The organism is Cupriavidus sp. 10L43_2, from assembly GCF_056395265.1.
The window spans coordinates 38,618-58,358 of record NZ_JBFTJE010000010.1 but is presented as its reverse complement, the minus strand read 5'-3'; the positions used below and the strand labels follow the sequence as shown (position 1 = coordinate 58,358).

Here is a 19,741-nt window from a genome sequence, read left to right as displayed (position 1 = left end):
TGAGTAGCTGGGGCCAGTTAGTACTGGCCTTCGGCCCCCATTTTCGACTAACCTGTATAGACAGGCTCATACAACTGATTTTAGAACGCGGTTGAGCCGATTCTCAAAAGATCCCCAAAGATCCAACAGGACGATGCAGCACATGACCACTCCCGATTCCCGCCCCGACCTGACGCTGGACCCCGGCCACGTCACCCTGGCCGACCTGCGCCGCATCTACCGGGGCGAAGTGCGCCTGGTGATGGCGGACGCGGCCTGGGCCGGCGTGCGCGCGGCGCAGGCCACCGTGCAGGACATCATCGACGCCGACGCCGTCGTCTACGGCATCAACACCGGCTTCGGCAAGCTGGCCCAGTCGCGCATTCCGCATGACAAGCTGGCCGAGCTGCAACGCAACCTCGTGCTCTCCCACAGCGTGGGCACCGGCCCGGACCTCGCGGCGGACACCGTGCGCCTGATCCTGGCGATGAAGGCCATCAGCCTCGCGCGCGGCCATTCGGGCGTGCGCCCGGCCGTGATCGAGGCGCTGCTGGCGCTGGCCAACCACGGCGTGACGCCGTGTATCCCGGCCAAGGGCTCGGTGGGCGCCAGCGGCGACCTCGCCCCGTTGGCCCATATGTCGTGCACGCTGATCGGCGTGGGCGATGTCTATATAGATAGCCGCCGCGTGCCGGCGGCGCAGGGGCTGGCCCACGCCGGGCTGGAGACCTTCGCGCTCGGCCCCAAGGAAGGGCTGGCGTTGCTGAACGGCACGCAGGTGTCCACGGCGCTGGCGCTGGCCGGCCTGTTCGCCGCCGAAGACGCCTTCGCGGCCGGATTGGTGGCCGGGGCGCTCTCGCTCGAAGCCATCAAGGGCTCGGTCAAGCCGTTCGATGCGCGCATTCACGCCGCGCGGGGCCAGGTCGGCCAGATCGAGGTGGCCGGCACGGTGCGGGCGATGCTCGACGGCAGCGAGATCGTCGATTCCCACAAGGGCTGCGGTCGCGTGCAGGACCCGTACTCGATCCGCTGCCAGCCGCAGGTGATGGGCGCCTGCCTGGACAACCTGACTCATGCCGCGCGCATCCTGCGCATCGAGGCCAACGCGGCGTCCGACAACCCGCTGGTCTTCCCCGAACAGGGCGACGTGGTCTCGGGCGGCAACTTCCACGCCGAGCCGGTGGCCTTCGCCGCCGACATCCTCGCGCTGGCCATCGCCGAGATTGGCGCGATTTCCGAACGCCGGCTGGCGCTGCTGCTCGATACCGGGCTGTCCGGCCTGCCGCCGTTCCTGGTGCGCGATGGCGGCCTGCACTCCGGTTTCATGATCGCGCAGGTGACGGCGGCGGCACTCGCCTCCGAGAACAAGTCGCTCTCGCATCCGTCCAGCGTGGACAGCCTGCCCACCTCCGCCAACCAGGAAGACCATGTGTCGATGGCCACCTACGGCGCGCGCCGGCTCGGCGAGATGGCGGCCAATACAGCGGTGATCGTCGGCATCGAGGCGATGGCCGCCGCGCAGGGCATCGAATTCCATCGGCCGCTGAAGTCGTCGCCGCTGGTGGAGCAGGAACTGGCGCGCATCCGCGCCCGCGTGGACTTTGTCGAGGGCGACCGCTACCTCGCGCCCGACATCGAGGCCATGAAGCAATGGGTCGTGCAGGGCGATGCCGGGGCCGGCTGGCCCGAGGCCGTGCGCGCGATCCTGCCGACGAATGCCAGCTGATTTCAGCCTCTGACCCCCATCTGACAAATTCGAATCTCCCAACGGAGCCCCCCGACCATGAACGCTAACGAACACCAATTCCAGCGCGGCCAGCGCGAGATCCGCGCGCCGCACGGCAGCCAGTTGCATTGCAAGAACTGGCTGATCGAAGCTGCCTACCGGATGATCCAGAACAACCTCGACCCCGATGTGGCCGAGCGCCCGCAGGACCTGGTGGTCTACGGCGGCATCGGCAAGGCCGCGCGCAACTGGGAATGCTTCGACGCCATCCTGGACAGCCTGCGCCGCCTGGGCGAGGACGAATCGCTGCTGGTGCAGTCGGGCAAGCCGGTGGGCATTTTCCGCACGCACCCGGACGCGCCGCGCGTGCTGATCGCCAACTCCAACCTCGTGCCGCACTGGGCCAACTGGGACAAGTTCAACGAGCTGGACCGCGCCGGACTGATGATGTACGGCCAGATGACGGCCGGCTCGTGGATCTATATCGGCACGCAGGGCATCGTGCAGGGCACCTTCGAGACCTTTGTCGAGGCCGGCAACCAGCACTTCGGCGGCGACCTCGCCGGCAAATGGATCCTGACGGCCGGGCTGGGCGGCATGGGCGGCGCGCAGCCGCTGGCCGGGGTGCTGGCCGGAGCCTGCGTGCTGGCCATCGAGTGCGAGGAATCGCGCATCGACTTCCGGCTGCGCACGCGCTATGTGGACAAGAAGGCCACTACGCTGGACGAGGCGCTGGCCATGATCGCCGACGCCACCGCGAAGAAGGAGGCCATCTCGGTCGGCCTGCTCGGCAACGCCGCCGAGATCGTGCCGGAGCTGGCGCGTCGCGCCCAGGCCGGCGGCATGCGGCCGGACATCGTCACTGACCAGACCTCGGCCCATGACCTCGTCAACGGCTACCTGCCCGAAGGCTGGACCGTGGCGCAGTGGGAAGACCTGCGCCAGCGCGACCCGAAGGCGGTGGAAGCCGCCGCGCGCGCGTCCATCGTCAAGCATGTGAAGGCGATGCTGGCCTTCAAGGCGATGGGCGTGCCGACGCTGGACTACGGCAACAACATCCGCCAGGTGGCGTTCGACGAAGGCGTGAAGAACGCGTTCGATTTCCCGGGCTTCGTGCCGGCRTAYATCCGYCCGCTGTTCTGCCGSGGCAAGGGGCCGTTCCGCTGGGTGGCGCTCTCGGGCGACCCGGAAGACATCTACAAGACCGACGCCAAGATGAAGGAGCTGTTCCCCGAGGACAAGCACCTGCACCGCTGGCTGGACATGGCGCGTGACCGCATTGCCTTCCAGGGCCTGCCGTCGCGGATCTGCTGGGTGGGGCTGGACGAGCGCCACCGCGCCGGGCTGGCGTTCAACGAGATGGTGAAGTCGGGCGAACTCAAGGCGCCCATCGTGATTGGGCGCGATCACCTCGACTGCGGCTCGGTGGCCTCGCCGAACCGGGAGACCGAGGCCATGCGCGACGGTTCCGATGCCGTGTCAGACTGGCCGCTGCTCAACGCACTGCTGAATACCGCCGGCGGCGCCACCTGGGTCAGCCTGCACCATGGCGGCGGCGTGGGCATGGGCTTCTCGCAGCATGCCGGGGTCGTCATCGTCTGCGATGGCACCGACGCTGCCGCGAAGCGCATCGAACGTGTACTCTGGAATGATCCGGCCACGGGCGTCATGCGCCATGCCGATGCCGGTTACGAGAGCGCCATCGCCTGCGCCCAGGAGAAGGGCCTGGACCTGCCGATGGTGAAGGGTTGAAGGGTTGAACGCTTGAAAGGTTGGAAGCGAGCATGAAGGAACTGGAGCCGGGTGTGGTGCGGTTTGCCCTCGACGCCATCGCCCCCACGCCGTGGAAGAACGGCGGCGGTACCACGCGCGAGATCGCCGTGTGGCCGCCGGGCGCGGGCATGGACGCCTTCGCGTGGCGCGTAAGCGTGGCGGACATCGTCGCCGACGGGCCGTTCTCGGCCTTCCCCGGCATTGACCGCCAGATCGCGCTGCTGGACGGCGCCGGCGTGCATCTGCAGGCCCACGACGACTCGTTCTGCCACCGGCTCACGGCCATCGGCGAGCCGTTCGGGTTTGCCGGCGACACGGCCGTGCACGCCACGCTGGTGGAGGGCCCGACGCGCGACTTCAACGTGATGTCCCGGCGCGGGGTGTGCCACGCCGACGTGACCCTGCAGCGCCAGCCGTTCGACGTGGAAACCGGCAACGACGCCGTGATGGTGTTCGTGATCCGGGGCGAATGGCGCGGTGCCGATGGCCTGACGCTACGGGATGGCGAGGGCCTGCTGGTGTCGGCAGGCGCTGCGCCGGGCCGGCTGGCGCTGGCACCGGCCGAAATCTCCGCGCTGTGCCTGCGCGTGTTGCTGCAAATGGAGCCTGCTCAATGACGATTTCCCACGCGCCGTCTGCCGATGGCGTCTGGCACCACTGCCACCTGCTGCCCGAGCCCGGGCAGGACACGGCGCTCCGCGATGGCGCTATCGTCGTGGCCGATGGCCGCATCGTCTGGATCGGCGCGCACGCGGCGCTGCCGGACAGTTATCTCCACCTGCCGCGCCACGACGCCGGGGGCGCCTGGATCACCCCCGGTCTGGTCGATTGCCATACCCATCTGGTTTATGGCGGCCAGCGCGCCGACGAGTTCGCGATGCGGCTGGCCGGCGCCAGCTACGAGGAGATTGCCCGGGCCGGTGGCGGCATCGTCTCCACGGTGCGCGCCACGCGCGAGGCCGACGAGGACACGCTGTTCGCCCAGGCCGCGGCGCGGCTGCAGCCGCTGCTGGCCGAAGGCGTGACCGCCATCGAAATCAAGTCCGGCTATGGACTCTCGCTGGACGCCGAGCGCAAGCAGTTGCGCGTGGCGCGCCGGCTCGGCACGGCCTTCGGCGTCACCGTCCACACCACCTTCCTGGGTGCGCACGCGCTGCCACCCGAGTACGTGGGCCGGGCGGACGACTATATCGATCTGGTCTGCGACACCATGCTGCCGGCGCTGGCCGGGGAAGGGCTGGTCGATGCCGTGGACGCATTCTGCGAGGGCATCGGCTTCTCGCCCGCGCAGACCACCCGCGTGTTCGAGGCCGCCACGCGGCACGGCCTGCCCGTCAAGCTCCATGCCGAGCAACTCAGCAACCTCGGCGGCGCGGCGCTGGCGGCGAGCTTCCACGCGCTGTCCGCCGACCATCTCGAACATCTGGACGAGGCCGGCGTACGCGCCATGGCCGCCGCCGGCACCGTGGCCGTGCTGCTGCCGGGCGCCTACTACTTCCTGCGCGACACCCACCTGCCGCCGCTGGCGCTGCTGCGCGAGCACGGCGTGCGGATTGCGCTGGCGACCGACCATAACCCGGGCACCTCGCCGACCACCTCGCTGCTGCTGATGATGAACATGGCCTGCACGCTGTTCCGCATGACCGTGCCCGAGGTGCTGGCCGGGGTGACCACCCACGCGGCGCACGCGCTGGGCGCGGCGGACCGGCATGGCACGCTCGCCGCCGGGCGAGCGGCGGACTTCGTGCTGTGGCAGGTGGCCACGCCGGCCGAGCTGGCCTACTGGTTCGGCCGCAATCCCTGCGCGGCAGTGGTGCGGCAGGGACGTATCTATCCGACTGGGGCTAGCGTGGGGGGCACGCCATGAGCGCGGGCCATCTCTTCGCACCGTCCGCCCTGCTGCCCGAAGGCTGGGCGCGCAACGTCCGCCTGGGCTGGGACGCGCAGGGCAGGCTGACCGAGGTCACGCCTGACGCCACCGCCGCCCCGGGGGACGAACACGCGGCGGGCCCGGTGCTGCCGGGCATGCCCAACCTCCACTCGCACGCATTCCAGCGCGGCTTTGCCGGGCTGACCGAGTACCGCAGCATCACGGCGGACGAAGACCCGGCCGGCGGCGACTCGTTCTGGAGCTGGCGCACGCTGATGTACCGCTTCGCGCTGCGGCTCTCGCCGGACGCGCTGGAGGCCATCGCCACCCAGCTCTATATAGAGATGCTGCGCGCCGGCTATACCAGCGTCTGCGAATTCCATTACGTCCATCATGATCCGGAGGGCCAGCCGTACGCCACGCCCGCCGAGATGTCGCTGCGGCTGCTGCGCGCGGCGCACCGGGCCGGCATCGGCATGACGCTGCTGCCGGTGCTGTACCAGACCGCCGGCTTCGGCGGCAAGCCGGCGCAGGCGGACCAGCGGCGCTTCCTGCACGACACCGATGCCATGCTGGCGCTGCTCGCCGACCTCGCCCCGGCCTGCGCCGAGCACGGCGCGCGGCTCGGGCTGGCGCCGCACTCGCTGCGCGCGGTGCCGCCGGAGAGCCTGGCGCGCGCCGTGGCCGGGCTGCATGCGATGGACGCCACCGCGCCGGTGCACATCCATATCGCCGAACAACAGAAGGAGGTCGATGACTGCCTCGCGTGGTGCGGCGTGCGGCCGGTGGAGTGGCTGCTCGATCACGCGCCAGTCGATGCGCGCTGGTGCCTGATCCACGCCACGCATATGGATTGGGACGAGCGCCGGCGGCTGGCCCACAGCGGCGCGGTGGCCGGCATCTGCCCGACCACCGAGGCCAATCTCGGCGATGGCGTGTTCGATGCCGCGCCCTACCTCGCCCAGCAGGGCGCGTGGGGCATCGGCTCGGACAGCCACGCGAGCGTGAGTGTGGCTGAAGAACTACGAACCTTCGAATACGGCCAGCGGTTGGGCCTGCAACGGCGCAATGTGCTGGCTTCGGCGCAGCATGCCCAGGTGGCGGACCGGCTCTGGCTCGAAGCCGTGGCCGGCGGCGCCCGCGCGGCGGCGCGTAACGTGGCCGGGCTGGCGGTGGGCCAGCAGGCCGATTTCCTCGTGCTGGACGGCGCCCACGCCACGCTGGCGGGGCTGGACGGCCCGCGCGCGCTGGCGACCCACGTGTTCGCCAGCCACGGGCATGAGACACTAGCGGAAGTCCGCACCGCCGGCATGCGCCGGGTGCAGCAGGGTTCGCATCCGCAACAAACGGAAGCGGCCCGGTTGTTCGCCGCCACGCGCGCCGGCCTGCTGGCCGACTGATCTCCTGAAGCAGCCCCCTACATCACGATGTCCTTCACCACCGATACCCCCGCTTTCACCCTGCATCGCGGCACGCGCCCGCTGCTGGTGTCGATGCCGCACGTCGGCACGTACCTGCCCGCGCCGCTGGCCGCCCGCCTCACGGCCGAGGCGCGCACCGTGCCCGATACCGACTGGCACATGGACCGGCTCTATGAATTCGCGCGCGAGCTGGGCGCCTCCGTGCTGATGGCCACCCATTCGCGCTACGTGGTGGACCTGAACCGCCCGCCGGACAACGCGAACCTGTACCCCGGCCAGGACACCACGGGCCTGTGCCCGGTCGACACCTTCGACAAGACGCCGGTCTACGCCGATGGATCGAAGGGCCCGGACGACGCCGAGATCGCCCAGCGCCGCGACGCGATCTGGCATCCGTACCACGCCGCCCTGCAGGAAGAACTGAAGCGCCTGAAGGCCGAGCACGGCACCATCGCGCTGTGGGACGCCCACTCGATCCGCTCGGTGCTGCCGCGCTTCTTCGACGGCAAGCTGACCGACTTCAACCTCGGTTCGGCGGATGGCGCGAGCTGCGACAAGGGCCTGGCGGACGATGTGCTGGCGATTGCCAGCGCGGTGCCGGCGCACACCGCCGTGCTCAATGGCCGCTTCAAGGGCGGCTACATCACGCGCCAGTACGGCAACCCGGCCAACGGCGTGCACGCGATCCAGCTCGAGCTGACGCAGTCGTCGTACATGGAAGAGGTCTACCCGTTCGCCTACGACCCGTCGAAGGCCGGCGCCATCCAGCCGGCCATCCGGCAGATGCTGGAGACGGTGCTGGGGTTTGTGGAAGCGCGCTGAGGGTTTGAGGCGCTGACCCTCTTCCGCTGTTGGGGGAAGGGCGCCTGACTCAGGCCGCTATTGCTCGGGGACAATTGCATTCCCATTGCAATTAGGAAGTGGCCCCGAGCGATTTCATTGATCGCGTCGCATTCAAGAGAATTGCTATAGACGTTGGTGATCGCATTGCGTCAGCCTTTTGGCTTTTGCCAGGAAGGGAGACGTAAGGTGAAGCAAAACGACGCGCCGAATGCAAGGCCATGCGGGCACATCCTGCATACGGATCCACCTCTCTACGTGCTCGTCACGTACTGCCCGCAGCGCGCTCAACCGGACTTCGTCCGGGCCTCCTGCGAGGCCATCGACGAGACCTATCATGGGCGTCCTGGCAATGCCCTGACGGTTTTTCTGTCGCCGTTCGATGCCTATCTGTCTGCGGCATACATCTCGCAACCCGGCGAGCCGTATCACGTCGTGCACGCCGCTCGTTTCGACCCGCGCGAACTGATCCACACCAACGGCGGCAAACTCCATATTTCCCTTCATTGCGGTTTCGGGGCTCACGACGGGCGACTCGTCAGACGGCGTGCGGGCAGTATCGTGACGCTCTCGGCGGAACAATCCTGGGACATTGATTCCCACAACGTCAGTGCCGTCGATATCAACCTCACGGATCATGACCTCAAGGGATATCAAAGCCTTCGAGACGCTGCAGGACTCTTCGCGCACGCGGAATCCCACGCGCCGTTCCTGAGCCTGCCTCACCCGGCAAGGGCGCAGGCCGTCGGGCGCGCCATTGCTTGCATGGAAGGCACCGTGGATCTGTCGCACAAGGCGAACCAGTGCGCGATTTATGATCCGGAAGCCGGCGCATGGCATTTCGTCCCCATCGGCGTGTTCTTCGACGCCCAGAATGAGGAGGCGTGCCCATCATGACATCGGCCGATACGCGTTACTTGATCGGGGAAGGTGACAAGACTGGAACAGGCGGCTATCAGTCCGCCAGCAGCCCGTCGACCAATATGGGGAAGCGCATTGCGTTGGAAGGAGACTATGCGAGCTGCCCCGCCTGCAAGGCTGGCGGTCCCGTCTATAACGACTGCGACCCGCGATGGTACGAGAACGGAAAAGCCGTGCTCGTCGAGGGCGCCCGGGTCTTCTGTCAATGCAAGGAGAAGCCGCGTGTTTTTGCCTCGCAACGCACGATGTCCACTGAGGTGGTCAGCGGGAATACTGGTGCTACCGCGCCGACGGTCCTGTCTCCTTCGCAATGGGTAGATGCAAGCCGTCACAAAGCCAGCCATAGGGACACCGCGACGGCGCTGGCAGATCATCCCACGCTGATCTGCCCGAACATGACCAATGACGCCTTCGCCGCGCTCGCGATGGATCTATGCGCGATTCTCGTGGCTCGCACCGAGGCACGACTGGCGGAATTGCGCCGCTGGGATGCCGAAGCCAGACGCAATGTTCAAACGTGGTTTGGCGTTACGGATAGCCGGACACGCGAGACGCTGAGCAGTGGGTTGGGCCGGATGCTGGCCGTATTCAGGCGCTTGCGGCCGGCCAATTTCGTACGGTACTCGCCTTCGGCGCTTGAGTTTGTTGGCTGTGTTTCCAAGCCGGACGCAGAAAAGCGCGGCGTCGTTGCGGCTGTTTGCAAACCGGACGTCAAGACCCATACGATTGCCATAGCATTGAATTTCTGCGAGATGCCGGATGACCATGACCGCAAAGACTCTCAACTCCTCACCTTGGCACATGAGGTCTCACATTTCCACGACACCATGGATACCGAGGATCATCACTATTTCCTCTGGAATGCCATCGCGCTTGCGCGCGCCAGGCATCCCGCATGCATCACGAACGCAGACAACGTGGCGGGGTATGTTGTCGTACATGGCCCGATCCCTGATAGCTTTGGCGTTGGTATGCGGTAGCGCCATCGCAATGGCATGCAAGCCGGGCGAGCAGTTCAACGCGAGGTTTTCCACCGAGGCCGATCAGTTAGCCGGTGCGGAGGCTGGCAGGCTAGGTGCCTGGGTTGCGGAGCTGCAGCGCAGCTACCCAAAACGCGATCTGTTCATCCTGGTGAGCTATGTAAAGGAACGGGGAGCATCCGAGGCCATTGCGGAGCGGCGCGCCGACTGGATAAAGGATTTCCTTGTCAGCATGGGCGAGGAGCCGAAGACCATCGTCTACGGCGGGGCGACGGTGCGCCTGAATCCGACAGGGCGGGACTACAGCGGCGCCACCGATTCCTCTGTCGCCATCGAATTTGGGCCGGGGTGCCCGAATCGATGCTGCGGAGCGCTGCGCGAGTAATTGGGCGCCAGCGGCGCTTGAATGCCGACGGTTTTCTCCCCTCGCCCTTCGGGAGAGGGGCGGGGGAGAGGGCAGGCGGTTCAACCTGCCCCGCCGCTTACTTCTTCGTCACCTTCGCATCGGCCTTGTTGCCGGTCGCCTCGTTGTACCGTTCGACATATTCCTCGAACAGTTTCCGGATCGAGCGGCCGATCTTCACGTAGTCGGACTCGTTCAGGTTCGCCAGCGACACGCGGCCGGACGGATGCTGCGTGCCGAAGCCCCGGCCCGGCAGCAGGACCACGCCGGCTTCTTCGGCCAGGCGGAACAGCAGTTCCACCGGCTCGGCCGAGCCCAGCACCCACTTCACGAACTCCGGCCCGATGGCCTTGCCGCCCAGTTGCTCGATGTCGAGCAGGGTGTAGTAATCCACCGCATTCGGGTCGTCCGCGTTCTCCGGCGCGATGCCGATCTCGCGGAACAGGGCGGCCTTGCGGTTGCGGATCAGCCGCTTCATCGCCTGCTTGTAGGCGTCCGGCGTGTCCATCAGCGAGAACAGCGAGAACAGCACCATCTGCACCTGCTGCGGCGTGGAGAGCCCTGCCGTGTGGTTCAGGGCCACGGTACGGCTGTCCGCCACGATGCGGTCGATGAACTTGAGCTGGTCCGGCGTGGTGGTGATGGAGTTGTAGCGCTTGTGCAGTGCCTTGCGCTGCGCCTCCGGCAGCTTGGCCAGCTGCTCGTCGAAGATGTTCTCGCGGTGCGTGGCAATCACGCCCAGCCGCCAGCCTGTGGCGCCGAAATACTTCGAGAACGAGTACACCAGGATGGTGTTGCGCGGGCAGAGCGCGAACAGCGAGACGAAGTTATCGGCAAACGTGCCGTACACGTCATCGGTGAGGATGATCAGGTCCGGGCGGGATTCGACGATGGAGGCCAGGTACTCCAGGCTCTCGTCGCTCATCCGCACGGACGGCGGGTTGCTCGGGTTGACCAGGAAGAAGGCCTTGACCTTGGGGTCGCGCAGCTTGTCCAACTCCTGCTTGGAGTACTGCCAGCCCGCCTTCGGGTCGGCATCGACCATCAGCTCCACGAGCTGGTAGTCGTTCAGCTCGGGGATCTCGATATAGGGCGTGAAGATCGGCATGCCCAGCGCGATGGTGTCGCCGGCCTTGATCAGGTGGTTCTCGCGGAACGAGTTGAACAGGTAGGTCATGGCGGCCGTGCCGCCTTCCACCGCGAACAGGTCGAACTCGCCGATGAACGGATGGTCGCCGATCATCTCCTTGCGGATGTACTGGCCGACGACGACCTCGGACAGCTTCAGCATGCGGTCCGGCACCGGGTAGTTGCAGGCCAGGATGCCTTCGCACATCTCGTACAGGAAATCCCCGGCGTTCAGGCCGAGCTGGTCGCGCACGTAGGACACCGCGCCGGCCAGAAACTTCACGCCGGGCACGTTCTCGAATTCCCGGGCGAAGAGGTCGAAACGCTCCTCGATGCCATCCCGCCGCGGAAAGCCGCCCACGCCCTCGGGCATGTACGAGAACGACCGCTCCGACTCGCGCATCGCGAACAGCCCCAGTTGCCAGAAGCCATGGCGTGGCACGGTGGCCAGGAAGTTCGGATTGCCGCGCCCGGCGTTGAGCATCAGGCGGTTGGCGTCGCCGCTGGCCAGCTGGATCAGTTCGTCCTTGAGTTCGAACGGCGACAGGCTGGAGAGTTTTGCAAGATCCGGTTTGCTCATCAATCGCTCCTTCAGGAAATCAGACCAGTCCGACCACGAGCGGACCCAGCAGGGTCAGCAGCACGTTGGCCAGCGCGTAGGTGATGGCGAACGGCACGGTGGGCACCGGGCTTTCCGCCTTGTCGAGGATGCCGCCGAAGGCGGGGTTGGCGCTGCGCGAGCCAGACAGCGCGCCGGCCAGCAGCGCGGCGTTGTCGTAGCGCAGCACGTAGCGGCCGAACAGCATGGTCAGGAACAGCGGCAGCAGGGTGACCACGGCGCCGAGCAGGAAGATGGTCACGCCACTGTCGCGCAGCGTGTGCACGGCCTGCAGGCCCGAGTTGATGCCGACGATGGCCACGAAGGCGGCCAGGCCGAAGTCCTTCAGCAGCTGGCACGCGGCCGTCGGCATGGCGCCGTACATCGGATGCTTGGACCGCGCCCAGCCGAACACCAGGCCGGACAGCAGCGCGCCGCCGCCCGAGCCCAGCGTAAGCGGGATATCGCCGATGCGCACTACCAGCAGGCCGATCAGCAGGCCCACCAGCACGCCGGTGCCGAAGTAGACGAAATCGGTCTTCTCGCTCGGCACCAGCTCGTAGCCGGCGCGCTCGGCGGCGCGCCTGGTGTCCGCCGGGGTGCCGTAGAAGGTGATGATGTCGCCGTGCTGGAGCTTCAGGTCGGGCAGGATCGGCAGCGCGTGGTCGTAGCGCTCGATGCGTTCCAGGTACACGCCGTGCCGCATCTCGCGCTCCACCCCGGCCACGATCTCGCCCAGCGGCTTGTTGTTCATGCCAGTGGCCGTGAACACCGCGCGGCGGGTCTGCATGACCATGCCCATGCCTTCCGCATCGGCAATTTCCTCGCCGATCTGGAGCGCCGTGGGCACCATGGCGTCGCGTCGGCCCACCAGCAGCACGACGTCGCCCTCGTTCAGCACCGTGTCCTGCTTGAACTCGAGCGCCTTGCCGCCGCGCTGGATTTTCTCCACCGTGACGAGGTCCTCGCCGCCCATCTCGATCTGGGCCACGGTCTTGCCCGCCGCCCCGCCCACGCGGAACAGCCGGCCCACCAGCCGGGGCAGCGCGCCGGCCTGGCCCGGCCCGAACTGCGGCAGGCCGCCGTGCATGGACGCCTCCACCTTCTTCGAGTCAGTCTTCAGGTCGCTGCCCATGAAGCGGGGCAGGATGTTCACGCAGACGATGATCGCGCCGAGCGAGCCGAACACATAGGTCACCGCGTAGCCTATCGCCACGTTGGCCTGCATGATCTTCACCTGGTCCGGCGGCAGGCCGAGCTTGGTGATGGCGTCCCCGGCCGTGCCGATGATGGCCGACTGGGTCATGCCGCCCGCCGCCAGCCCCGCCGCGATGCCCTTGTCGAGGTGGAAGATCTTGGCCAGCACCACCACCGTGACCAGCCCCGCCACGGCCATGAACACCGCCATGGCGATCTCGCGCAGCGAACTGCGGTTCAGCGAGTTGAAGAACTGCGGGCCGCTTTCATAGCCCACCGCGTAGATGAAGACCGCGAACATCACGGCCTTCACGCCGTTGTCGATCTCCACGCCCACCTGGCTGATGATCACGGCCGCCAGCAATGAGCCGGCCACGCCACCCAGCTGGAACTTGCCGAACGTGATCTTGCCGATGGCGTACCCGACCGCCAGCGACAGGAACAGCGCCGACTCGGGTGACTTCTGGAAGATGGTGTGCAACCAATCCATGGGACCTCCTGAAACGCGACACAGGGTCAAAGTTTTGACGGGGAACGGCAGGGGGTGTGTGACGCAGCGGGAGGCGAACTGGGAGGGCGGGTGAAATCCATGGCGCGGCGGGGGCTCCTCGTCGGACGCCTGCCGGGGGCGGCAGACGTGAAGGATTATCCGCGTGGCGTTATTCAGCCCGTACTGAATTGTTTTGGATGCGTATTAAACGCATTGGAGGAATGTGACGAATCGGACGCCGCGCCGGGGGTGGCGCCGGCGTCGCAAATCATTACTTGCCGCTGGCAAGCCGCTCCTGGATATGCTGGGCGCGCTGGGCCGAGCCCGGGTGCGAGCTGAGCATGCTGGACTGGCCGCCATCGAGCGTCGCCATCTTCTGGAACGCGGTGACCAGCGCCTGGCGATTGGCGCCATTCCTGGTCAGCAGGTCGAACGAGTAGTCGTCGGCGGCGCTTTCCTGGCGCTGGGAGAACTGCGCGTTGACGAACTGCTCGCCGATGGCGGCCAGTTGCGACGAGGACAGCGCGGTCAGCGTGGCGTTGCCGGTGGCGCCGAGCAGCCCGCGCGCGGCGGCGGTGGTGTAGGCCACCTGCATGGCCGACTTGGTGTGGCCGAGCGCCACGTGGCCGACCTCGTGGCCGAGCACGCCGCGGACCTCGTCGTCGCTCATCATGTCCATCAGCCCGCTGTAGACGCGCACGCAGCCGTTGGCCATGGCCCAGGCGTTGACGTCCTTGGTCACGTAGACCTTGGCGTCCAGCGGCAGGCCGGTGTTCTGCAGGCCACTCATGACCGTGGCCAGCCGCTTGGTGTAGGGGCTGTCGGCCGGGGCGAGCGTGTTCTTCTTGTCCATCTCGGCGCAGGACTGGTCGGAGAGCTGCTTGACGCTCATGTCGGAGAGCGTGGCGGCGGTGAACAGGCTGCCGCCGGCCTGCGTCAGGCTGTTCATGTCGGCACCGGCGCAGCCGGCGAGCAGCAGCGCGCAGCCAAGGGCCGCGCTGGCCGATGCGGCGGGGGCGGTGAAGCGGTTCATAGTCTTCCCTGAGTCGTCAAATGTCATGGCATGCAGACAACATCCACGGGGGATGCGGCGCAGGGAAAGGATAGGCAAGCCGGCGGGGGGCTGGCTAGTGGAGTTCGTCCGACATGGCTGACGGCGGGTGGCTCAGGTAAACCGCTCGTGCAGCACCATCACGGACAGCCGCTTGTTCTTCCAGTACATGTCGTGGATGCGCGGGCGCAGCAGCTGGAGCGCGTCCGCATCCACTGCGTGGAAGGTCAGCATGACCGAGGGGCGCGAGCCGTCGCCCTCGATATGCTCGATCTCGTCCGGCGCCGGAATGCCGTACTTGCCGAGGAAGGCGAGCAGTTCCTCGTCGGTGGTGCCGTCCGGTACGTTGGTCAGCATGAATAGGGCCATGATCGCGCCTCCTGGCGGAACCGGGTGAATGGCGGGTCGGCGGTGCCCGCAATCGAACCTTAGCCCCACGCGCCGCGCGCGGCAACCGGGGCGGGCCCAAAGGCCAATCTGTTTCCCTTTGCCTCCGCCCGGCAAAGCCACCACACTGTAAGCGGAACGCTCCCTGTTTCTCCCCTGCCAGAGGAGGGCCGCGCATGAGCAAGTCATCGAAGAAGGGCAAGGACCGCGCGCCGGAGGACTCGTACCCGTCTCCCCCGCCGCCGCCGCCGGAGGCGGGCGCGCGCATGTCGAACAAGGACTATCTCGCGGCGCTGCGCGAACTCCATGTGGAGCTGGTCAAGCTCCAGCAATGGGTGGTGCAGAGCGGCAGCAAGATCTGCATCGTCTTCGAGGGGCGCGACGGCGCCGGCAAGGGCGGCACGATCAAGGCGCTGACCGAGCGCGTGAGCCCGCGCATCTTCCGCGTGGTGGCACTGCCCGCCCCGACCGACCGCGAGAAGAGCCAGATGTACGTGCAGCGCTACCTGCCGCACCTGCCGGCCGCCGGCGAGATCGTCATCTTCGACCGCAGCTGGTACAACCGCGCCGGCGTGGAGCGCGTGATGGGTTTCTGCACGCCGGACGACGTGGAGAGCTTCCTGCGCTCCGTGCCGCTGGTGGAGCGCGCCATCGTCGCCTCCGGCGTGATCCTGATCAAGTACTGGCTCGAAGTGAGCCAGGCCGAGCAGACCCGGCGGCTCCAGGCGCGCATCCACGATGGCCGCAAGACCTGGAAGCTGACCGGCATGGACCTGAAGTCCTACAGCCGCTGGTACGACTATTCGCGTGCGCGCGACGCCATGTTCGCCGCCACGGACACCCCCGACACGCCCTGGTACGTGGCCGATTCGAACGACAAGCGGCGCGCGCGCCTGAACATCATCAGCGACCTGCTGGATCGGATTCCGTACCAGGCGCCGGCGCGCAAGCCGCCCAAGCTGCCCGAGCGCCAGAAGCGCGGCGGCTACCGCGAGTCGGACCACCCGTTCCGCCATATCGCCACGCGGTACTGACGATATTGACGATACCGGCGCCGCCAGGGCGCTGGCACGCGGAGGGCGCGCATGAAAGCCGATGGAGCGCTGCACGGGTGGATGCCGGCCTGGCTGGCCGGCTATCGCCGCGAATGGCTGCGGCCCGATGTGGTCGCGGGCCTGGGTGCGGCGGCCGTGGTCATTCCGAAGTCGCTCGCCTACGCCACCATCGCCGGGCTGCCGGTGCAGGTGGGGCTATACACGGCCTGCGTGCCGATGGCGATCTACGCGCTGCTCGGCACCTCGCGGCTGCTCAGCGTGAGCACCACTACCACGCTGGCGATCCTGGCCGGCGCGGCGCTGGCGCAGGTGGCTGCCGCCGATCCTTCGGCAAACCTGCTGGTGGCCTCGGCCACGCTGGCCCTGCTGGTGGGGCTGGTGCTGGGGACCGCGTGCGCGCTGCGGCTCGGCTTCGTCGCGGACTTCATCTCGGAGCCGGTGTTGGTGGGCTTCAAGGCCGGCATCGGCATCGTCATTGTGGTCGACCAGATTCCCAAGCTGCTCGGCATCCATTTCGCCAAGGGGTCGTTCCCGCACAACGTGTGGGCGATCGTGCAGGGCGCGCCGCATGCGTCGATGCCGACGTTGGCGATTGCGCTCGTCACCCTCGCCCTGCTGGCGTTCATGGTCTGGCGCCTGCCCCGGGCGCCGGCGCCGCTGATTGCGGTGGCGCTCGGCGTGGCGGCCGTGGCGCTGCTGGACCTGCCGGCGCGCGGCGTGGAGATCGTCGGGCGGGTGCCCACGGGGCTGCCGGCGGTGATGCTGCCGGACCTGTCGATGGTGGCCACGCTGTGGCCGTCCGCGCTCGGCATCGCGCTGATGAGCTTCACCGAGACCATCGCCGCCGGCCGGGCCTTTGCGCACGAGCGCGAGCCGCCGCCGCAGCCGAACCGCGAACTGCTGGCCACGGGGCTCGCCAATGCCGGCGGTGCCCTGCTCGGGGCGATGGTGGCCGGTGGCGGCACCAGCCAGACCGCTGTGAACCAGCGCGCCGGGGCACGCTCGCAACTCGCCGCGCTGGTCACGGCCGGCGCCGCGCTCGGCACCATGCTGCTGCTGGCGCCGGTGATCGGCCTGATGCCCAATGCCACGCTGGCCGCCGTGGTTATCGTCTATTCGATCGGGCTGATCGATCCGGCCGAGTTCCGCGCCATCCGCAAGATTCGGCGCATGGAGTTCGTGTGGGCGCTCGTCGCCATGGCTGGCGTGGTGGGGCTGGGCACGCTGCAGGGCATTCTCGTGGCGATCATCGTGTCGCTGCTGGCGCTGGCCTACCAGGCGGCCGACCCGCCGCTGTACGTGCTGGCCCGCAAGCGCGGCACCAATGTGTTCCGGCCGCTCTCGCCGGAGCATGCCGGTGACGAGGTCTTCGCCGGGCTGCTGATCCTGCGGCCCGAAGGGCGCGTGTTCTTCGCCAATGCGCGGCGGTTGGGTCAGCGCATGCGCCAGCACGTGACGGAGGATATGCCGCGCGTGGTGCTGCTCGACCTTTCCGGTGTGATCGATCTCGAATACACGGCGCTCAAGATGCTGATCGAGGCCGAGCGCGCTGGGGGAGCAGGGCGTGTCGCTGTGGCTGGCCGGGCTGAACCCCGAGGTGCTGGCGATGGTGCGCCGCGCCACGCTGGCCGACGCGCTGGGCGCGCACCGGATGTTCGCCACGCTCGAACAGGCGCTGGTCCGGTTTCAGTCGCCGGAAACTTCGTCGCCGGCGGCTTCGTCGTCGTAAGCCGTCTCGTCAGGCGGCCCCGGCACCCGCGTGGCGGCCTGCGCGCGCCATGCCGAGGGCGCCATGCCGAACTCCCCCGTGAACCAGCGCGTGAACGTGCTCGGTGAGCCGTAGCCGAGCAGCACCGCCACCTGCGCCAGCGGCACCCGGGGGTTCTCCACATGGCGCGGGGCCTGCTCGCGCCGCACMGCGTGCAGGATGTCGTGGAAGCTCGCGCCTTCGTCGCCGAGCGCGCGCTGCAGCGTGCGCAGGCTCATGCCGAGCCCTTGGGCGACGGAAGCACCGGTGGCGCGGCCCATCGGCAACAGCAGGGCGATGGCGCCGCGTACCTCATGCGCGACGGTCGGCGCGGCGGGTCGGGGCAGCGCCTCCACCACGCGCTGGGCGTGGCGCGCCATGGCCGGATCGGCGCCCGGATTCGGCACGTCGAGGTCGACGGCGCGGCAGACGATGCCGTTGTACTCGTCGTTGAAGGCCAGCCCGCAGCGGAACAGTCGCCGGTGCACGCTCTCGTCGGCAGGCGCCGGGTGCGTGAAGCACACGCGCAGCGGCTGCCAGCGTGCGCCAAGCAGCGCGTTGCAGAGGCGGAAGACCACGCCCATCGCCAGTTCGCCGGCCTGGCGCGAGGGCGCCTCGGCCACCACTTCCACGCGGATGATGACCGAGCTGCCGGCGTCTTCGAGCAGCATCGCCACGGATTCGTTGACCAGATGGCGGTAGCGGATGATGGTGGCCAGCGCCGCGCGCAGGTTGGGCTGGTGGGCGATCAGCAGGCTGATGACGCCGAAGTCCGCCAGCTGGCGCGACTCGGCCATGCGCAGCGCGAAGTTGTCGCAGCCGCTGGCTGCCGCCGCGTCCTCGAGCAGCGTCACGCAGGCGGCCATCGGCACACGGAAGTCCGGATCGGCCAGCAGGGTGCGCTTGAGGCCGGCCTGGCGCAGCAGGGGCTGCACATTGAGCCCGCGCGCCTCCGCCACTTCGAAGAAATTGGTAAGCGCCGCGGCGCGTATCCGTGTATCCAAGCCGTCTCCCCTGGCTGTGTGCCCGGTGTGATCCCGGGCATCCGTGCGCCGATGATAGGCGCGGGTGGCGCGAATTGCAAAGTCGATGGAAGGAATTGTCACGCGTGCCGCGACCCCCCGGGCCTACATTGGGGTCAACGCGGCGCAAGGTGTGCCGCTCCGCCTGACAGGAGAGTTGGCATGGCAAGAATCGTACGCATGATGGAAACGGGTGGCCCCGAGGTACTGCGGCTGGAAGAGGTGGAAGTGGGCGATCCCGGCCCGGGCCAGGTCCGCATCCGGCACGTGGCTGTCGGCCTGAACTACGCCGATACCTACTTCCGCAACGGCACGTATCCGGTGCCGCTGCCGTCCGGCATGGGCGTGGAAGCGGCTGGCGTGATCCAGGCCGTGGGCGAGGGCGTGCGTAACGTCGCCGTGGGCGACCGCGTGACCTACACCGGCTTCCTGAACACGCTCGGCGCGTACAGCAGCGAGCGCATCATGCCGGCGGCGCCGCTGATCCGGCTGCCCGAGTCGATCGGCTTCGAGACCGCCGCCGCGATGACCATGCGCGGCCTGACCGCCGCCTACCTGATGCGCCGTATCCACGCGTTCCGGCCGGGCAACACCATCCTGCTGCACGCAGCCGCTGGCGGCGTGGGCTTGATCGTCTCGCAGTGGGCCAAGCTGCTCGGCCTGACGGTGATCGGCACGGTGTCCACCGATGCCAAGGCCGCCATCGCCGCCGCCCATGGCTGCGACTACACCATCAACTACAGCCATGAGGATGTGGCCCAGCGCGTACGCGAGCTGACCGACGGGCAGGGCGTGGACGTGGTGTTCGACAGCGTCGGCAAGACCACCTTCATGTCCTCGCTGGACTCGCTGCGTCGACGCGGCACGCTGGTCTGCGTCGGCACGGCTTCCGGCCCGATCCCGCCGTTCGACCCGGTGCTGCTGGCGATGAAGGGCTCGCTGTTCGTCACGCGCCCGGCGCTGGCCGACTACATCGCCGATCCAGCCGAGAAGGCGGAGCTGGCGGGCGAACTGTTCGACCACGTCGGCGCCGGCCGCATCGGCATCGAGATCCACCAGACCTATGCCCTCGAAGATGCCGTGCAGGCGCACCGCGACCTCGAGTCGCGCCGCACGACCGGTTCGTCGATTTTCGTGATTTGAAGGAGACCGC

Annotated in this window: 16 protein-coding genes and 1 pseudogene; 12 read left to right on the top strand and 5 right to left on the bottom strand. The window is 67.9% G+C overall.

Going from position 1 to position 19,741, the window contains the following annotated elements:
* Positions 1-142: 142 nt before the first annotated feature.
* The 9 genes from hutH to AC1DEL_RS15720 all read left to right on the top strand — a co-directional run bounded on the left by hutH (position 143) and on the right by AC1DEL_RS15720 (position 9,895).
* Complete coding sequence (hutH, locus tag AC1DEL_RS15760; protein WP_477125990.1) at positions 143-1,705, top strand: histidine ammonia-lyase; 1,563 nt, start codon at positions 143-145, stop codon at positions 1,703-1,705.
* Between the two features lie 57 nt (positions 1,706-1,762).
* Positions 1,763-3,457, top strand: coding sequence for a urocanate hydratase (gene hutU, locus AC1DEL_RS15755; protein WP_092300903.1), 1,695 nt, complete (start codon positions 1,763-1,765; stop codon positions 3,455-3,457).
* A gap of 32 nt (positions 3,458-3,489) precedes the next feature.
* On the top strand, positions 3,490-4,095 hold the full coding sequence (locus tag AC1DEL_RS15750; protein ID WP_441592332.1) for a HutD/Ves family protein: 606 nt from the start codon (positions 3,490-3,492) through the stop codon (positions 4,093-4,095).
* Positions 4,092-5,345, top strand: coding sequence for an imidazolonepropionase (gene hutI, locus AC1DEL_RS15745; protein WP_092300900.1), 1,254 nt, complete (start codon positions 4,092-4,094; stop codon positions 5,343-5,345). The genes AC1DEL_RS15750 and hutI overlap by 4 nt, the downstream gene beginning before the upstream one ends.
* Entirely contained in the window at positions 5,342-6,748 is a 1,407-nt protein-coding gene (locus tag AC1DEL_RS15740; protein WP_477125991.1) for a formimidoylglutamate deiminase, read from the top strand. Before hutI ends, AC1DEL_RS15740 begins: the two co-directional genes overlap by 4 nt.
* 27 nt (positions 6,749-6,775) lie before the next feature.
* A complete protein-coding gene (gene hutG, locus AC1DEL_RS15735; RefSeq protein ID WP_092300894.1) occupies positions 6,776-7,591 on the top strand; it encodes an N-formylglutamate deformylase in 816 nt (271 codons plus the stop codon).
* 207 nt (positions 7,592-7,798) lie between these two features.
* Positions 7,799-8,506 (top strand): hypothetical protein, encoded by a 708-nt coding sequence (locus AC1DEL_RS15730; RefSeq protein ID WP_441592335.1) that lies wholly within the window; start codon positions 7,799-7,801, stop codon positions 8,504-8,506.
* Positions 8,503-9,510 (top strand): M35 family metalloendopeptidase, encoded by a 1,008-nt coding sequence (locus AC1DEL_RS15725; protein ID WP_441592337.1) that lies wholly within the window; start codon positions 8,503-8,505, stop codon positions 9,508-9,510. Before AC1DEL_RS15730 ends, AC1DEL_RS15725 begins: the two co-directional genes overlap by 4 nt.
* Positions 9,511-9,520: 10 nt before the next feature.
* The gene (locus AC1DEL_RS15720; protein WP_092300885.1) at positions 9,521-9,895 is read left to right on the top strand and encodes a hypothetical protein; all 375 of its coding nucleotides are present in this window, start codon (positions 9,521-9,523) and stop codon (positions 9,893-9,895) included.
* Between the two features lie 97 nt (positions 9,896-9,992).
* Here AC1DEL_RS15720 and AC1DEL_RS15715 read toward each other — a convergent pair whose 3' ends face one another.
* The 4 genes from AC1DEL_RS15715 to AC1DEL_RS15700 form a co-directional block, all read right to left on the bottom strand.
* Entirely contained in the window at positions 9,993-11,621 is a 1,629-nt protein-coding gene (locus AC1DEL_RS15715) for a bifunctional aspartate transaminase/aspartate 4-decarboxylase (protein WP_092300882.1), read from the bottom strand.
* 19 nt (positions 11,622-11,640) lie between these two features.
* Positions 11,641-13,326: an aspartate-alanine antiporter gene (gene aspT / locus AC1DEL_RS15710; protein ID WP_092300879.1), complete on the bottom strand. Its 1,686-nt coding sequence runs from the start codon at positions 13,324-13,326 to the stop codon at positions 11,641-11,643.
* A 271-nt stretch (positions 13,327-13,597) separates the two neighbouring features.
* Positions 13,598-14,359, bottom strand: coding sequence for a metalloprotease LoiP (gene loiP, locus AC1DEL_RS15705; RefSeq protein WP_092300876.1), 762 nt, complete (start codon positions 14,357-14,359; stop codon positions 13,598-13,600).
* 132 nt (positions 14,360-14,491) lie between these two features.
* On the bottom strand, positions 14,492-14,746 hold the full coding sequence (locus AC1DEL_RS15700) for an RNA recognition motif domain-containing protein (protein WP_092300873.1): 255 nt from the start codon (positions 14,744-14,746) through the stop codon (positions 14,492-14,494).
* A 194-nt stretch (positions 14,747-14,940) separates the two neighbouring features.
* Here AC1DEL_RS15700 and ppk2 point away from each other — a divergent pair, with 194 nt between their 5' ends.
* Together ppk2 and AC1DEL_RS15690 are read left to right on the top strand one after the other, a co-directional pair.
* A complete protein-coding gene (gene ppk2, locus AC1DEL_RS15695) occupies positions 14,941-15,798 on the top strand; it encodes a polyphosphate kinase 2 (protein WP_441643871.1) in 858 nt (285 codons plus the stop codon).
* A gap of 51 nt (positions 15,799-15,849) precedes the next feature.
* Positions 15,850-17,301, top strand: a pseudogene (locus tag AC1DEL_RS15690) (SulP family inorganic anion transporter); the annotation flags it as partial.
* 204 nt (positions 17,302-17,505) lie between these two features.
* On the opposite strand, the gene AC1DEL_RS15685 reads toward AC1DEL_RS15690, so the two are convergent.
* Positions 17,506-18,570, bottom strand: a complete 1,065-nt coding sequence (locus AC1DEL_RS15685; RefSeq protein WP_477125992.1) for an AraC family transcriptional regulator — start codon at positions 18,568-18,570, stop codon at positions 17,506-17,508.
* 180 nt (positions 18,571-18,750) lie between these two features.
* On the opposite strand from AC1DEL_RS15685, the gene AC1DEL_RS15680 reads away from it, so the two are divergent.
* Entirely contained in the window at positions 18,751-19,731 is a 981-nt protein-coding gene (locus tag AC1DEL_RS15680; RefSeq protein ID WP_092300861.1) for a quinone oxidoreductase family protein, read from the top strand.
* The last annotated feature ends 10 nt before the right edge of the window (positions 19,732-19,741 follow it).

What these genes read in the sequence shown, in the direction of transcription:
- hutH (WP_477125990.1), top strand. Translation starts at nt 143, where the DNA reads ATGACCACTCCCGATTCCCGCCCCGACCTGACGCTGGACCCCGGCCAC.
- AC1DEL_RS15750 (WP_441592332.1), top strand. Translation starts at nt 3,490, where the DNA reads ATGAAGGAACTGGAGCCGGGTGTGGTGCGGTTTGCCCTCGACGCCATC.
- hutI (WP_092300900.1), top strand. Translation starts at nt 4,092, where the DNA reads ATGACGATTTCCCACGCGCCGTCTGCCGATGGCGTCTGGCACCACTGC.
- AC1DEL_RS15740 (WP_477125991.1), top strand. Translation starts at nt 5,342, where the DNA reads ATGAGCGCGGGCCATCTCTTCGCACCGTCCGCCCTGCTGCCCGAAGGC.
- hutG (WP_092300894.1), top strand. Translation starts at nt 6,776, where the DNA reads ATGTCCTTCACCACCGATACCCCCGCTTTCACCCTGCATCGCGGCACG.
- AC1DEL_RS15725 (WP_441592337.1), top strand. Translation starts at nt 8,503, where the DNA reads ATGACATCGGCCGATACGCGTTACTTGATCGGGGAAGGTGACAAGACT.
- AC1DEL_RS15720 (WP_092300885.1), top strand. Translation starts at nt 9,521, where the DNA reads ATGGCATGCAAGCCGGGCGAGCAGTTCAACGCGAGGTTTTCCACCGAG.
- AC1DEL_RS15715 (WP_092300882.1), bottom strand. Translation starts at nt 11,621, where the DNA reads ATGAGCAAACCGGATCTTGCAAAACTCTCCAGCCTGTCGCCGTTCGAA.
- aspT (WP_092300879.1), bottom strand. Translation starts at nt 13,326, where the DNA reads ATGGATTGGTTGCACACCATCTTCCAGAAGTCACCCGAGTCGGCGCTG.
- loiP (WP_092300876.1), bottom strand. Translation starts at nt 14,359, where the DNA reads ATGAACCGCTTCACCGCCCCCGCCGCATCGGCCAGCGCGGCCCTTGGC.
- AC1DEL_RS15700 (WP_092300873.1), bottom strand. Translation starts at nt 14,746, where the DNA reads ATGGCCCTATTCATGCTGACCAACGTACCGGACGGCACCACCGACGAG.
- ppk2 (WP_441643871.1), top strand. Translation starts at nt 14,941, where the DNA reads ATGAGCAAGTCATCGAAGAAGGGCAAGGACCGCGCGCCGGAGGACTCG.
- AC1DEL_RS15680 (WP_092300861.1), top strand. Translation starts at nt 18,751, where the DNA reads ATGGCAAGAATCGTACGCATGATGGAAACGGGTGGCCCCGAGGTACTG.